Consider the following 13,777-nt stretch of genomic DNA (forward strand, 5'->3'; position numbering starts at 1 on the left):
GGCACTTCGTCACGCCCGCCGACATCCGCTGGATACTGGCGCTCACCGCGCCACGCGTGCGGATGTCGCTTCGTTACTGGGACCGGCAGTTAGGCGTCGATGCGGCGCTCCTGACGCAAAGCTACCGCGCGCTGGAGGACATCCTGCGCGATGGGGCAGCGTTCACCCGTGCAGAAATACTCGACGGACTTTTGCACGCCGGGATTCCCGCCGCGCCGGATCGCATGGCCCATTTATTGATGCACGCCGAGCTTGAAGCGCTCATTTGCAGCGGACCCCGGCGCGGCAAGCAGTTCACCTATGCGCTGCTGGCCGAGCGCGCGCCCCAGGCGCGCACCCTTTCGCACGACGACGCCCTGGCCGAACTCACGCGGCGCTATTTCACGGGGCACGGCCCCGCCACCGTGCAGGACTTCGTGTGGTGGTCGGGCCTGACCACCGCCGACGCGCGAACCGGCCTGGATATGCTGGCGGGGGAGCTGGCCGAGGACGTCATCGGCGGCCAGACGATGTGGTTCGCGGACGCCGCCGCGCCGGACGCATCCCCCACGCCAACGGCGCACCTGCTGCCCAATTACGACGAGTACATCGTCGGCTATACCGACCGCGGCGCCATCTTTGACGACGCCCACGCCGGGCACCTCGACGCGCGCGGCAACGTGCTGTTTCAAAACACGGTGCTGCTCGATGGGCAGGTGGTGGGAATCTGGAAGCGCATGCTCAAGAAGCGGTCCGTGACGCTCCAAACGACGCTGTTCGACACGTTCCGCAGCGATCATACGCCCGCGCTCAACCGGGCAATCGCGCAGTTTGGGGCGTTCCTGGATCTGCCGGTGGAGATGCTCTAAGCGCCTGGCAGCGGCTCGACGCGCAGGCCAACGGGCGCGGGCAGATCGAGGAAGCGGCCAACATCCTGCGCCTCGGCTTCCAATCCCACCCGCGCACCGTCATCGAGCGCGGCGAAAGGCGTCACGATCACGGCAGCCGTTTTCTTACGCTCGATGCGCCACGTTCCCACGGCCAGCCCATCCACGATCACGCACGCGCGGATCACCCCACCGCCGGGATGCACCTGCCGTTTGCCCGCGTCCGGCAGGGCCCAGTCGCGTCTGCGATAGCCCAGCAGGTAATTTTCGTACGCGGGCAGCAGCCGCACGACCGGCTTCTGCTGCGGCGCGTCCAGCCACGCAGCGAAGCGCTCCGGCATCCACAGGCGCTCGTCCCCAACCATGACCTCCACCAGCGACGGCTCCAGGCGCTCGAATGCCGCCCGCGCCTGCGACATGGACAGCCCCGACCAGCTCGCAAAATCCTCCGCCGTGGCAGGACCATACACCCTGATATAACGCCCGGCCAACTCGTCCAGCGCCGCATCGGGATCGAGCGGCGTTTCCGGCGCGATCCAGCCGTCGAGCGCGGCGTACGTCGGTTTGCCGTCGCGCAGGGGGCCGAAACACAGCCGCCCGTTCATCGCCGCCCACGCGGTCAGGTGCACGATCGCCTGCCCTTCGACCGGGATACCTTCGGGCTTCAGCAGCGCCGCCGCCTCGGCGCGCGTCAGAGGTCCGCGCGCGTGCAGCGCGTCCAGCAGCAGACCGGTCCCACGCGCCAGAGCGCCGGGCGTGAGATCGAGCTGTTTGTAGCGCCGCTGCGATGCCCGGATGAAGCGCGGCCCCAACAGCGGGAGCAGCCGGGCGACATCCTGTGCCGTGACGAGATGCAATGTGCCGCGCACCCACCACGTCAGCGCGATCGTATGCGCGTCTTCGCGCGCCTGCCGCACGTCGGCCGCCGTCAGACCGTGCGTCCGGGGCCGGACGGCCAGGGTCGCCGCGGGCAGATCCTGCGACTGGATGCCGCCGAGATCGTGCACGAGCGACGCCACCGCAGATGGGGAAGATGGATCCGGAACGAGCCGCTGCGCGCGCATCCTCAGCCGCCGCACCTGTTCGATGGAGAGTTCTGGCACGTTCATTCCTCCTGCGCGATAGTCTTCTCGATTATACGGAGCGTTAACCGCTTCCCCCTTTCACGCCCGCCACCAGTCGTCAAACTGCCCATACTTGTAATATTCTTAATGTTGCATAATGGATGCGATCAAATCCATAAAGCCTGGTAAAATAGAGTAAAAATGGAAGGGTGAATTCAATCACGCAAAGAGCTAAACTATATCCTCAATTCTGGTTTACCAGGCCGTCGCAGCATGGCAAGCGCGTACATGTGCGCCCTGCCTCCATCATCCCAAGTCATCCGTGCCCGGCGCAGCCGGTTTATCGAGCACCTCACACCATGCCAGAATACACCAGGAATAAGCCGTTCACCGTCCTCGTCGTTGACGATCACACCATGTTCCGGCAGGCGTTCGTATCCCTGCTTGAGACGCGTCCCTCTACCTTTCACGTCGTCGGCGAAGCACGCACGAGCTGCGAAGCGTTGGCGATGGCCCACGAGACCCGCCCCGAGCTGATCCTGCTCGATGTCGGCCTGCCCGATTGCAGCGGCATCGACATCATCGGCGCGCTGCGGGACGTGCTGCCGAACTGCAAAATCGTCATGCTGTCGGCGTTCGATGACGGCCAGTACGTCTACGACTCAATTTGTGCCGGAGCCGTGGGCTACCTCACCAAGAATCTGAGCGCCCAGCAGGTGTTTGACCAGCTCGAAAGCGCCATGCAGGGTTATCTGGTCTTTTCGCCGGATTCAGTCACCCAGTTCGCCCTGATGATCAGCGCCCAGGAACGCGCGCGCGCGGCGAACGACAGCGTGCCCACTCCCGCCGATTTCGACCGCCTCGACAACGAGATCATCCGGCTGGTCGCGGAAGGCCGGACCAATGTCGAGATCGCCCACGCGGTGAACGTCAGCGCGCACACCGTCAAGGTCCACCTGACGGCCATCCTCGCCGCGCTGCACCTCGAAAACCGCACGCAGCTTGCCGTCTACGCCAAAACGCGAACCAGCCGTTCCACTGTTTTCTAACCCCTCTGATCCAGTTTCACCCACCCGGTACAGGAATCTATAGCGGATCGGGTGATGAAGTCCGCCCCATTCAAAGTTACCCTAAGGGTAGACTCCTTCCGGCACTGCGTCTTGGTGCCGGAAATCGAGGGGGTAATGCTTTGAGGAGGATGGATATGGGTCAGAATCAACCGCTTTCACAGATTCTAGACGACGTTGTTCTCACCCGGCGGAGCTTCGTGAAGTGGAGTTCGGCCCTGGGTGGGACGGCGGCGTTGGCTGGGGGACTGGGAACAGCTCTGCACAGCGCGCAAACCACCGAGGCCGCGCGCGCTGCCGAGAGTACGTCGCAGCTCATCACCACCGCGTGCTACCACAACTGCGGTGGCCGCTGCATTCTCTACGCCGATGTTCAGGACGGTGTGGTGAAGCGCCTGGTTCCCGATATTGACGAAGTGGACACCATCGATCAGCCGCGCTCGATTCCCTGCCTGCGTGGCCGCTCGCAGATCCACCGCGTCTACTCGACCGACCGCCTGAAGTACCCGATGAAGCGCGTCGGCAAGCGTGGCGAAGGCAAATTCGAGCGCATTAGCTGGGAAGAGGCGCTGGACACCATCGCCTCTGAAATGAAGCGCCTTAAAGAAGCCTACGGCAACGAATCCTTTTACTTCCACTACGCATCCGGTACGCAGTGGCCCGGTCCGAATGGCCGTAACCCCGTCCGCCGCCTGATGCGCCTGTTCGGCGGCTACACCGATTATTATGGCACGTACAGCTCGGCCTGCTATTCCGCCGTGATCCCCTTAATCACGGGTGGCATCAATAACTCGGCAGATGACATGCTCAGTTCCAAGCTGGTCGTGCTGTTCAGCTCCAACCCGGTCGTCACCACCAGCGGCGGCGACAACGTCGGCTATCACTGCATGAAGGCTAAGGAAGCCGGTGCGCGCTTCATCTGCATCGACCCGATCATGACCGATAGCTGCGTCGCGCTCGAAGCGGAATGGATTCCGATCAACCCCGGTACGGACGTCGCGCTGGTCGCGGCCCTGTCGCACGTCATGATCACCAATGACCTGTACGACAAGGACTTCATGGCGAAGTACTCCGTCGGCTTCTCCGAAGATACCCTGCCGGAAGACGCCCCCAAGAACAGCTCGTGGATGGCCTACGTCATGGGCGACGCTGATGACGTCGAGAAGACCCCCGAATGGGCCGCCGAAATCACCGGCATCCCGGCGGAGCGCATCGTCAGCCTGGCCTACGACATGGCGCAGACCAAGCCGTGCGCCATCTTCCAGAACCTGGGCTTCCAGCGCCGTGCTTACGGCGAGCAGCCTGTCCGCGCTATCCCGATCCTGGCCGCGATGACCGGTAACTTCGCCATACACGGCGGCAGCACCGGCGGCACGGTCGGCAGCGCTGGCGGCATCAAGATGGGCGGCGTCCCGACCGGCGACAACCCGGTCAAGGGCGTGATTTCGGTCTTCATGTGGCCGGACATGATCACGCGCGGGACGGAAATGACCAACGGCCCACAGGACCGCATCAAGGGCGTCGAGAAGCTCAACGCCAACATGAAGTTCATGTGGAACCACGGTGGCAACACCATCACCAACCAGCATTCGGACATCAACCTGACGCAAGAAATCCTCAGCGACGACACCAAGCTGGAACTCATCGTCACGTGCGAAGTCATGATGACGCCGAGCGCGATGTGGTCCGACATTCTGCTGCCCGCCAGCACCGGCTTCGAGACGGATAACGTCATCACCGGCGGCGGTTCGGGCCGCGTAGCCTGGGCGATGTACAGCCATCAGGTGATCGATCCACTGTTCGAAGATATGCCGGAAATCTGGATGGCCGACCAGCTCGCCGACCGTCTGGGCGTTTTGGACGAGTTCCGCGAAGGCAAGGAAACCACCGAGGACTGGATCCGCTTCATGGTGGACACCGCCCGCGAAGCCGACGAGAACTTCCCCACCTTCGAAGAATTCAAGGAAATCGGCATCTACAAGAAGACCAGCCCCGGCCAGAAGATCGGCGCAGCGGCTTTCGTGGAAGATCCCGAAGCCAACCCGCTGACCACCCCTACCGGCAAGATCGAGATCTACTCGCCGACTCTTGCTGCGCTGGAAGACCCGGAGGAAATCCCGGCCATCCCCAAGTACATTCCCGAATGGGAAGGCGTCAGCGACCCGCTGCGTGACACTTACCCGCTGATGATGATCACCCCGCACGCGGTCCAGCGGTCGCACTCCACATTCAGTGGCATCGACTACCTGGAAGAAGCGCACCACCACGTGATGTGGATCAACGCGCTCGATGCGGCAGATCGCGGCATCGAAAACGGCGATACATGCTACGTGTTCAACGACCGGGGCAAGATCGAAATCAAGGCGCGCGTCACGCCGCGCATCCGTCCGGGCGTCATCGCCGTGCCCCAGGGCCACTGGCACAAGCCGGACAAGGACGGTCTGGATAAGGGCGGCTGCGGGAATACCCTCACCAAGTACTACCCCACGCCGTACGCAAAGGGTAATCCGCAGCACACCAACCTCGTGCAGGTTGAGAAGGCTTAAGCAGGAGTTACGCAATGGCAAATCAACTCGGTTTTCACGTAGACCTCTCAAAATGCACGGGATGCAAGGCTTGTCAGGTCGCGTGCAAGGACAAGAATGACCTGCCGATGGACGTCATTTGGCGCCGCGTCGCCCAGTACACCGGTGGCGAATGGATCAAGAGCGGCAATCAGTACGTGCCGTCCAACATCTTTTCCTACTTCGTCTCGGTATCGTGCATGCACTGTGATAACCCGCTGTGCCTCGAAGTCTGCCCGGCGGCGGCCATCTCCAAGAACGAAGACGGCATCGTCGAGATCGACCAGGACAAGTGCGTCGGCTGCCGTTACTGCGAGTGGACCTGCCCCTACGGCGCGCCGCAGTTCAACGCCGACAAGGGCACCATGACCAAGTGCAACTTCTGCGTGGACCTGCTCGCCAACGGCGAAAAACCGGCCTGCGTCGCGGGCTGCACCTTCCGCGCCCTGGACTTCGGCCCCATCGAGGAGCTGCGCGAAAAGTACGGCCACTTCGATGGCCCCGCGCCGCTGGTGGATCCGTCCGTCACCAAGCCCAATATGGTCTTTACACCGCGTAAGACAGTCACGATGACGTTCGACTCGAAGGCCGGCGAAATCGCTAACCCCGAGGAGCTGTAACTGTGAATACCAAAGAATGGGCGCTGATCGCCTACACCATTCTGACCCAAATGTCCGTCGGCGCGTTCGTCATCCTGGGCGTGGTACACACCCTGGCGCTGCGCAAGTCGAACGAAAAAGAAGCCAGCGCGCTGAGCGACCGCGCCCTGCTGGCGATTGGCCCGGTGATCGTGCTGGGCGTGCTCGTTTCCCTGCTGCACCTGGGCAACCCGATGAACGCGTATCGCGCCATCAGCAACGTCGACAGCTCCTGGCTGAGCCGCGAAATTCTGGCGACCGTGCTCTTCACGGGCCTGGGCGCGGTCTTCGCCTTCCTCCAGTGGCGTAAGATCGGCACCTTCCAGATGCGCCGCATCCTGGCCGTGGTGGCCGCGCTCGCCGGTCTGGTCCTGGTCTTCTGCATGTCGCAGGTCTACCTGCTGGACTTCGAACCGGCCTGGAACACCGCCGCGACGCCGATCACGTTCTTTGTGACCACCTTCCTGCTGGGCGGTCTGGCGATGGGTGCCGCATTCGTCGCCAACTACAGCTACCTCAAGTCCAAGCCGAACCTCTCGGACCTGCCCATCCAGGCGGACCTGCTGCGCACCTCGCTGCAGTGGATCGCCGTGGCCGCGATGATCCTGGTTGGCATTGAGCTGGTCGTCATGCCGCTGTACGTCGCGCACCTGTCCAACGGCAACGCGCTGGCCGTCGAGAGCGCCAGCAAGCTGACCGGCGAATACGGCACGATCTTCGCGCTGCGTCTGGCGCTGGGCGTCATCGGCGCGGTGCTGTTCAGCCTGTTCCTCTACATGACCGCCACGCTGAAGAAGGATCGCCAGATGGTGAACTTCGCCTACGGCGCGTTCGCGGTCGTGCTGATTGCCGAGGTGATGGGCCGCTTCCTGTTCTACGCCATTCACCTGCGTATGGGCATCTAGCGAGCCGGGCCTCGCCCGCTCCACCCGCAACAAACGAAATCGGGACGGCAGATGCGCCGTCCCGATTTTTTGTTGTATGGGTAGAAACCTCACCCCCGGCCCCTCTCCAATCAAGTTGGAGAGGGGAGAAAAACGCGATCATGGGCGATGCCCGTTTCGCTGCGGGATCTCCGCACAACAGGGTTGTGGGAAGGTGTCGGGGGCTAAGACTGTTGCCCGCTATTCCTCGGAATACAGCGTCGCCAGTACGTCCTTGACCGTCTGCTCCGGCGTGTCGTCCAGCACTTGCGCGCCCCAGAAGCCGAACACGTTTTCCAGCAGCAGCTCGTCGGCCCAACCGATGTTCTCCATCGTCCAGTTGGGATCGATCTGCGACACAGCGTCCACGATCTTTTGCAGGATCGGCTCGATGGCCGCAAACGCACGCGGATCGTGCCGCCAGTCGCGGAACAGCGTGTCGCGCGTGATCGGGGTCGGCGGCGTCAGCGTCGCGTCCAGCGTGACCGTCGCGGACTGCCGGATATCGGCGGACGACGCGCCGATCAGGATGTCGAACGCGCCGCTTTCGGCCACAAAATCGTGGTGCCCGGCGTGATAGAACGCGAACGCGCGTGCGTCCAGGTCGAAGGACACGGTCTTCGTTTCGCCCGGTTCCAGCGCCACTTTGCCGAACGCCCGCAGTTCTTTTTCGGGCCGCGCCACGGACGCCTCGTGATCGTGTACGTAAAGCTGGACCACGGCCTTACCCGCCACCGGGCCGCTGTTGGTCACGTCCACCGAGACGGTCAGCCCGTCCACATCCTTGAACGCTTCCGCCGAGACGCGCAGGTTGCTGTACTCGAACGTGGTATAGCTCAGGCCATAACCGAACGGGAACTGCACAGGCGTCTGAGTCGTGTCGTAGTAGCGGTAGCCGATGAACACGCCCTCACCGTACCGCGCCTTGCCCAGCTCGCCCGGATAATTGATGTAGGCGGGCGTATCGCTCAGTTTGATCGGGAACGTCTCGGCCAGATGCCCGGAGGGGTTCACCTTGCCGAACAGCACATCCGCGATCGCGCCGCCGCCCGCCTGGCCCATCATCCACGCTTCGAGCACTGCCGCCGGGCCATCGATCCAGTCCTTCATGGCGACCGCGGAACCGTTGTTGAGGATCACGACCGTCTTGGGTTGTACCGCGGCCACGGCCTGGATCAGCGCCACCTGATGATCCATCAGGTCGATGTCGGGCCGGTCGTAGCCCTCGGATTCCTTCAGCGGCGGCAGCGCGACGTACAGCAGCGCGATCTCCGCGTCACGGGCCAGCGCCACCGCTTCTTCGATCAGCGCCGGATCGGACGCGTCGTCCATCGTATAGCCGGGCGCGTAGGCCAGTGCGGCGTCCCCGGCCAGCTTTTGCAGTTCATCGAAGGGATTGTCAACGCGCGTCGGGTTGATGTGCGAGCTGCCGCCGCCCTGGAAGTACGGCTCTTTGGCCGCCACGCCGATCACCGCGATCCGGCTGACGTCGTGCAGCGGCAGCAGGCCGCCCTCGTTCTTCAGCAGCACCATCGCGTCGGCGGCGATGCGCCGCGCCAGCGCGTGATGCGCGTCGATGTCGATCGGCGTGCCGCCCTTGGGGGTTTGCTGCGCTTTGTCGATGATCGACAGCAGACGCATGACCGCTTTATCCAGCGCGGCCTCGTCCAGTTTCCCGCTGCGCACGGCCTCCACAACAGCGCGCGTGCGATGCGGCTGCGGCCCCGGCATCTCCAGGTCCAGCCCGGCATCCAGCGCCTCAACGCGGTCGTGCACCGCGCCCCAGTCCGACACGACCACGCCCTCGAAGCCCCAGCGATCCTTGAGCACGTCCGTCAGCAAGTAGTGGTGCTGCGACGCATACGTGCCGTTCAGCCGGTTGTACGCGCACATCACGGTCCAGGGCTTCGCGTTTTTGACCGCGTACTCGAACGCCGCGAGGTACAGCTCGTGCAGCGTGCGCTCGTCGATCTGCGCGTCGATGGTGAAACGCTGTTCTTCCTGGTTGTTGGCCGCGAAGTGCTTCAGCGACGTGCCGACGCCCTTGCTCTGCACGCCGTTGATCAGGCTGGCCGCCATGCGCCCCGCCAGATGCGGATCTTCCGAGAAATACTCGAAGTTGCGCCCACAGAGCGGCGTGCGCTTCATGTTCGTCCCCGGCCCCAGCACGATATCGACGCCAATCGACAGGCATTCGTCGGCCAGCGCCTCGCCCAGCTCGCGGACCAGATCCACGTCCCACGTCGAGGCCAGCGCCGACGCGGTCGGGAAGCACGTCGCGGGAATCGTCTCGCCGCCAAATCCACCCGGCACGCGGCGCACGCCGTGCGGCCCGTCCGACATGATGATCGGCGGAACACCCAAACGCTCTACGGGCACTGTGTCCCACGGCGTCAAACCGGTACAAAGGGCTGCCTTTTCTTCCAGAGTCATTTGTTCAAGAAGGGATTTCAGGTCCATAAGATGTTTTTGCTCCTGTCGACCATCCGGTAAAAGCCGCTAACCCGCACAACCGGGACGAACCGTGGCAGGCCCGTCCCGGTACGCCCCTAATGATAGAATAAAACGCGATTCCCGCCGATTATTGTGCCGCAGCGCACGAGGCAGAGGATCGAAAAAGGGCGCGGCCCGCCACGCGAACCGCCCCCTCACACCGACCGGCTGCTACCGCCCGGTAATCGTCTGCGCCGGGCTGGGGTTACTGCCTGCCGCCCCGGCCCCACATCGGCGCGCCGCTGGCCGTGCGCAGTTGGATCCGCCGGGCCGATGCCGCGTTTTCGATCACGCCCACTTTAAACTCGTCGCCCTCGTAGTACCCGTTCAGCGTGATTCTGTCCCCCGGCTGGACGTCGAAGCCCTGTTCCACCGCGTAAGACCACGGGCGACCCTCCACCAGCACGGTTTCCCCGTCCGCGTCCAGCACCAGCTCCGTCTCACTGACATCCATCGCCACGCCCTGCACGCTCACCCATTCTCCCGCGTCGTCTTCGCCCTCGATGTACACCAGATCCCCTGTCTGCCCGCCGCCCCCGGCCTGACCGCGTCCACCGCCAGCGCCCGTGCCATTACCATGCGTTTCGCCGCTTTCCTGCCCGCCCTCGTCGGACTGCGTTCTGGCGACCGTGCGGTTGATCGCGCCGTAGACCAGGATGCCGATCAGGCCGGTGAACAGAACTCCCAGCACGACTTTTTTCACCATGCGTCACATCTCCTCACGACCATATGAACCTAGCGCGAACCCTGCGCCGCCGGGCGCTCGCCGGACCCCAGCGTGCTGAAAAACCGGGGCGTCACCTTGGTCACCCAGCCCCAGTGAATTGCGAAGTGCACCACCGCCGCCGCGATCAGCGTCACGCCCGCCCACGTGTGGATCAGATCCCACGTCGTGCGGCTGAACAGGAAAAACGCGCCGGACCGCCCGGCTCCGGAAGGCGAGAGCAGGAAGTAGATCCCCGACACCGCGACCAGCACGAAGCACACGCCGATCAGCCCGTCGATCATCACGTTGAAACGCGCCTTGGACGACATGCGCGTTTCGCAGCCCTGCGCCATGCTGGCAACCCGCCGCGCCATCGTCTTCACCCACGACCAGTGCAAATAGAGGTGCACCAGCACGATGGCGATCATCAGCAGGCCGCCCCACATATGGATGTCTTCCCAGGTCGCCCGCTGGAACAAAATGATCGTGTTGTAGTGGGGATTCCGCCCGCCCTGGTAACCGTTCGGCAGGTACAGGAAATAAATACCCGACAGTGCCGCGGTGATCCCGCTCAGAAACACGGTCAGGTCGATCAGCCAGTTGAGACGCGTGCGTTTTGACATAAGTCCTCTTTTGCCAGGGCAGACAGGGGTTCATCGCGCGGCTGCCTGCAAGGGAAAGGCGAAGACAGGAAGAACCGGAAAAAATGCCGCGAGAAGGCAGTGAGGACATCGATGCGTGCGGCCCGCCCAACGTTCAAAGAAGGGACGCCCGGTCTGTGCGGGGGACCGGGCGTTCCACCTGACGGGGCAGCTCAAGGGGCTGCCGGGAGGAAATTAGTAGCCTGCGCAGTTCTGGAACGCGGGCAGGTGCTGGAACTCGGACGCGTCGCGCAGGGAGGTGAAGACCTGCACCATGTCCGGGTAATTCTGCGCGGTGGCGATCCAACTGTCGTACAGGTCCAAGTTTGCGACTTCGGCATCCGCTGCGGTGGCGCAGGCATCGGCCAGGGTGCTGAACTGGACGTCCACGGCGGCGCTCACGTCCGGGATGGCGATCCCGTAGCGGTCGAACAGGAACTCAAGCGACGCGATGTGCGACGCTTCGGCCCGCTGGATGTTCGTGAACGGGCGCACCGCGCCGAACTGGTCGATCACAGCCTGATAGATGTTGTACGCGTTGTATTCGTCCGACAGTCCGGCGGTCAGCGCGTCGATCACATCCGCCGGAACGTCACCTTCGACTGCCGGGGGCAGGCAGCACAGCACACCCTGGCCCACGCCCACCTGTCCGCCAGCGCCCATGTTTCCGGCGCCCTGCTGTCCGGCGGTCCCGGCCTGCCCGGCGCCCATCGCGCCGCCGTTCTGAAGGCCCGTACCCTGGTTCGCCTGATAGCCTGTGCCCTGGTTCGCCTGATAGCCGCCGCCCTGGCCGCCGCGACCACCGCCTCGATTGCCCGGCCCCTGTGCATAGCTCGATTCCGTCATCACCGCCAGCGACAAGGCCACGACGCCTGCCATCACCAGCGCGAAAAATCCGAATTTCACCAGCCGCTTATTCAACATGTCGTTTTCTCCTATGCGTACCGTTGTCTCGTCAAACTTATACATAGAATAAGGCTGGAATATGTAGAACTTGTGAAGAACTTTCGTGGAACTTATGTGGTTTGATCGTGGTCCTAAGAGAAATTGTGATTTACATCACTAATTGACCGGGCCATTTGTTACACTTTTTTATATCTCATGTACAGTATACTGGTTCTAGCGAACGGGGCGCTGCACGGCGCGATGGCACGCACCAGCCCCGGAACGACAACTATTCCGTTTATAGTCACCGAGGCGTATGATGAATTACCCTGATCACTACGAGCACATGAAAGAATTGATGGGCGAACTGGGCGGCGGCATCCCCACCACGATGGGCTGCTTCAGCCGTCTGCACGAAAAAGCATCCGAAACCGGCTCGCTCGACGTGAAGACCAAAGAACTGATCGCGCTCGGCATCGCGATCGCCATTCGCTGCGACGGCTGCATCGCGTTCCACGTGCACGACGCGCTCGCCGCCGGGGCGACGCCGGATGAAATTATGGAGACCATCGGGGTGGCAATCCTGATGGGCGGCGGTCCCGCGGTGATGTACGGCTGCGAGACGCTGGAAGCCCTCAAGCAGTTCCAAGCCGAAGCCGTAGGATAGGGGCATCGGTTTTCTTCCCCGCGAAGCGGCGCGCCGGTCCGCAGCACCGGAAGGGTGTGCCGCTTCGCACCGCATCCGCTCCCGCGCTGCGTAATCGCTACGTTTCCAGGTGGCGGTTGCGGGCCAGAATGCCCCCTTCGAAGCCTTGAAACACCAGCAGCAGCTCCGCCGCGATCTCGCCCAGGTTGCAGAAGTAATGCGGCTGCGTGGCATCGAACAGTAGGCTGTCGCCCGGCTGCATGGCGTAGGTCTGGCTGCCCACGTGGTACTCGACCGCGCCGCTCAGGCAGTAGACGAACTCCTGCCCCGGGTGGCTGATCGGCTGGCTTGCGCCGCCCGCGCGCGGTTCTACCGTAACCAGGAACGGCTCAAGCTGCTGGTTGTGCAGGCCGAGCCCCAGGCTTTCCATGACCAGCCCGTTTCCCTGCGTGCCCAACCGCTGACCGTGCGGCACAAACACGATCGCCTGTTCGTGCGTCTCCTCGAAAAAGTCGGTGATCTTGACGCCCAACGCGTTCGCCAGCGTATGCAGCGACGAGACCGTCGGGGAATTTTCGCCCCGCTCGATGAGGCTGATCGCGTTAATCGACAGGTCGCACCGCTCCGCCAGCGCCCGCAGCGACAGTTTGCGCTGCTCGCGGATCGCGCGGATGCGGGGACCAACGTTGAGCGTGCTTTGCGCCATAAGCTTTGACCGTCCTTGCCTGCGCCGTTGATGCCAGCATTGTACCATAATAATTGACGACAACAATAAAAGTAGTAAAATGGACCCACGTATCGCCGTTTACAAGGAAGATAACCGATGAAAATTGCAGTAGTCACCGAAGACGGACAAACGATCAGCCAGCACTTTGGCCGCGCGCCTTATTATCTGGTTTTCACCATCGAGGACGGCGCGATTGTCGCCCGCGAGCAGCGCGATAAAGCCAATCACAGCCACTTCGCGGGCCAGCCGCACGAGCACGAGCACGGACACGAGCACGGCCAGGGGCATGGCTTCGGCCCCGCATCTGAGAGCAAGCACAACCAGATGATCGCCTCGATCACCGACTGTGAAGCCGCCATCGTGCGCGGCATGGGGCGCGGCGCGTATATTTCCTTGCAGCAAGCCAACATCCGCCCCATCGTGACCGACATCGCCAGCGCCGAAGACGCCGTGCGCGCCTATGTCGACGGCAGCATCGTCGATCACACCGAGCGGCTGCATTAGGGGACACGCATGTTCCGGGCTTTGTAGGGGCGTATTGCGATACGCCCCGTTTT

13 protein-coding genes are annotated in these 13,777 nt (G+C 63.1%); 7 read left to right on the top strand and 6 right to left on the bottom strand.

Annotated elements, in window-relative coordinates:
* On the top strand, positions 1–848 hold an 848-nt coding region (locus V7116_RS21750), incomplete at its 5' end, for a winged helix DNA-binding domain-containing protein (protein ID WP_324394086.1).
* Here V7116_RS21750 and V7116_RS21755 read toward each other — a convergent pair.
* Positions 845–1,969 (bottom strand): winged helix DNA-binding domain-containing protein, encoded by a 1,125-nt coding sequence (locus tag V7116_RS21755; RefSeq protein ID WP_324394087.1) that lies wholly within the window; start codon positions 1,967–1,969, stop codon positions 845–847. The genes V7116_RS21750 and V7116_RS21755 overlap by 4 nt on opposite strands.
* A gap of 320 nt (positions 1,970–2,289) precedes the next feature.
* On the opposite strand from V7116_RS21755, the gene V7116_RS21760 reads away from it, so the two are divergent.
* The 4 genes from V7116_RS21760 (at position 2,290) to V7116_RS21775 (ending at position 7,104) form a co-directional block, all read left to right on the top strand.
* Complete coding sequence (locus V7116_RS21760; RefSeq protein ID WP_324394088.1) at positions 2,290–2,979, top strand: response regulator transcription factor; 690 nt, start codon at positions 2,290–2,292, stop codon at positions 2,977–2,979.
* Between the two features lie 155 nt (positions 2,980–3,134).
* The gene (locus V7116_RS21765) at positions 3,135–5,543 is read left to right on the top strand and encodes a DMSO/selenate family reductase complex A subunit (RefSeq protein ID WP_324394089.1); all 2,409 of its coding nucleotides are present in this window, start codon (positions 3,135–3,137) and stop codon (positions 5,541–5,543) included.
* Between the two features lie 14 nt (positions 5,544–5,557).
* A complete protein-coding gene (locus V7116_RS21770) occupies positions 5,558–6,181 on the top strand; it encodes a DMSO/selenate family reductase complex B subunit (RefSeq protein WP_324394090.1) in 624 nt (207 codons plus the stop codon).
* 2 nt (positions 6,182–6,183) lie between these two features.
* Positions 6,184–7,104, top strand: a complete 921-nt coding sequence (locus tag V7116_RS21775) for a dimethyl sulfoxide reductase anchor subunit family protein (protein WP_324394091.1) — start codon at positions 6,184–6,186, stop codon at positions 7,102–7,104.
* Between the two features lie 219 nt (positions 7,105–7,323).
* Here the strand turns inward: V7116_RS21775 and V7116_RS21780 are convergent, their stop codons facing one another.
* From V7116_RS21780 to V7116_RS21795, 4 genes are all read right to left on the bottom strand, one after another.
* Positions 7,324–9,582, bottom strand: coding sequence for a glycoside hydrolase family 3 C-terminal domain-containing protein (locus V7116_RS21780; protein ID WP_324394092.1), 2,259 nt, complete (start codon positions 9,580–9,582; stop codon positions 7,324–7,326).
* A gap of 238 nt (positions 9,583–9,820) precedes the next feature.
* A complete protein-coding gene (locus V7116_RS21785; RefSeq protein WP_324394093.1) occupies positions 9,821–10,321 on the bottom strand; it encodes a hypothetical protein in 501 nt (166 codons plus the stop codon).
* Positions 10,322–10,350: 29 nt separating this feature from the next.
* Positions 10,351–10,944 (bottom strand): DUF4405 domain-containing protein, encoded by a 594-nt coding sequence (locus tag V7116_RS21790; RefSeq protein WP_324394094.1) that lies wholly within the window; start codon positions 10,942–10,944, stop codon positions 10,351–10,353.
* A 213-nt stretch (positions 10,945–11,157) separates the two neighbouring features.
* Positions 11,158–11,886: a ferritin-like domain-containing protein gene (locus tag V7116_RS21795; RefSeq protein ID WP_324394095.1), complete on the bottom strand. Its 729-nt coding sequence runs from the start codon at positions 11,884–11,886 to the stop codon at positions 11,158–11,160.
* 280 nt (positions 11,887–12,166) lie between these two features.
* Between V7116_RS21795 and V7116_RS21800 the strand changes: the two genes are divergently transcribed.
* The gene (locus V7116_RS21800) at positions 12,167–12,514 is read left to right on the top strand and encodes a carboxymuconolactone decarboxylase family protein (RefSeq protein ID WP_324394096.1); all 348 of its coding nucleotides are present in this window, start codon (positions 12,167–12,169) and stop codon (positions 12,512–12,514) included.
* Positions 12,515–12,611: 97 nt separating this feature from the next.
* On the opposite strand, the gene V7116_RS21805 is transcribed toward V7116_RS21800, so the two are convergent.
* Positions 12,612–13,199: a cupin domain-containing protein gene (locus V7116_RS21805; RefSeq protein ID WP_324394097.1), complete on the bottom strand. Its 588-nt coding sequence runs from the start codon at positions 13,197–13,199 to the stop codon at positions 12,612–12,614.
* Between the two features lie 117 nt (positions 13,200–13,316).
* Here V7116_RS21805 and V7116_RS21810 point away from each other — a divergent pair, with 117 nt between their 5' ends.
* Positions 13,317–13,724: a NifB/NifX family molybdenum-iron cluster-binding protein gene (locus tag V7116_RS21810; protein WP_324394098.1), complete on the top strand. Its 408-nt coding sequence runs from the start codon at positions 13,317–13,319 to the stop codon at positions 13,722–13,724.
* Positions 13,725–13,777: the final 53 nt, after the last annotated feature.

Origin of the sequence: Aggregatilinea sp. (genome assembly GCF_036822615.1) — a bacterium.
GTDB lineage: Bacteria > Chloroflexota > Anaerolineae > Aggregatilineales > Aggregatilineaceae > Aggregatilinea.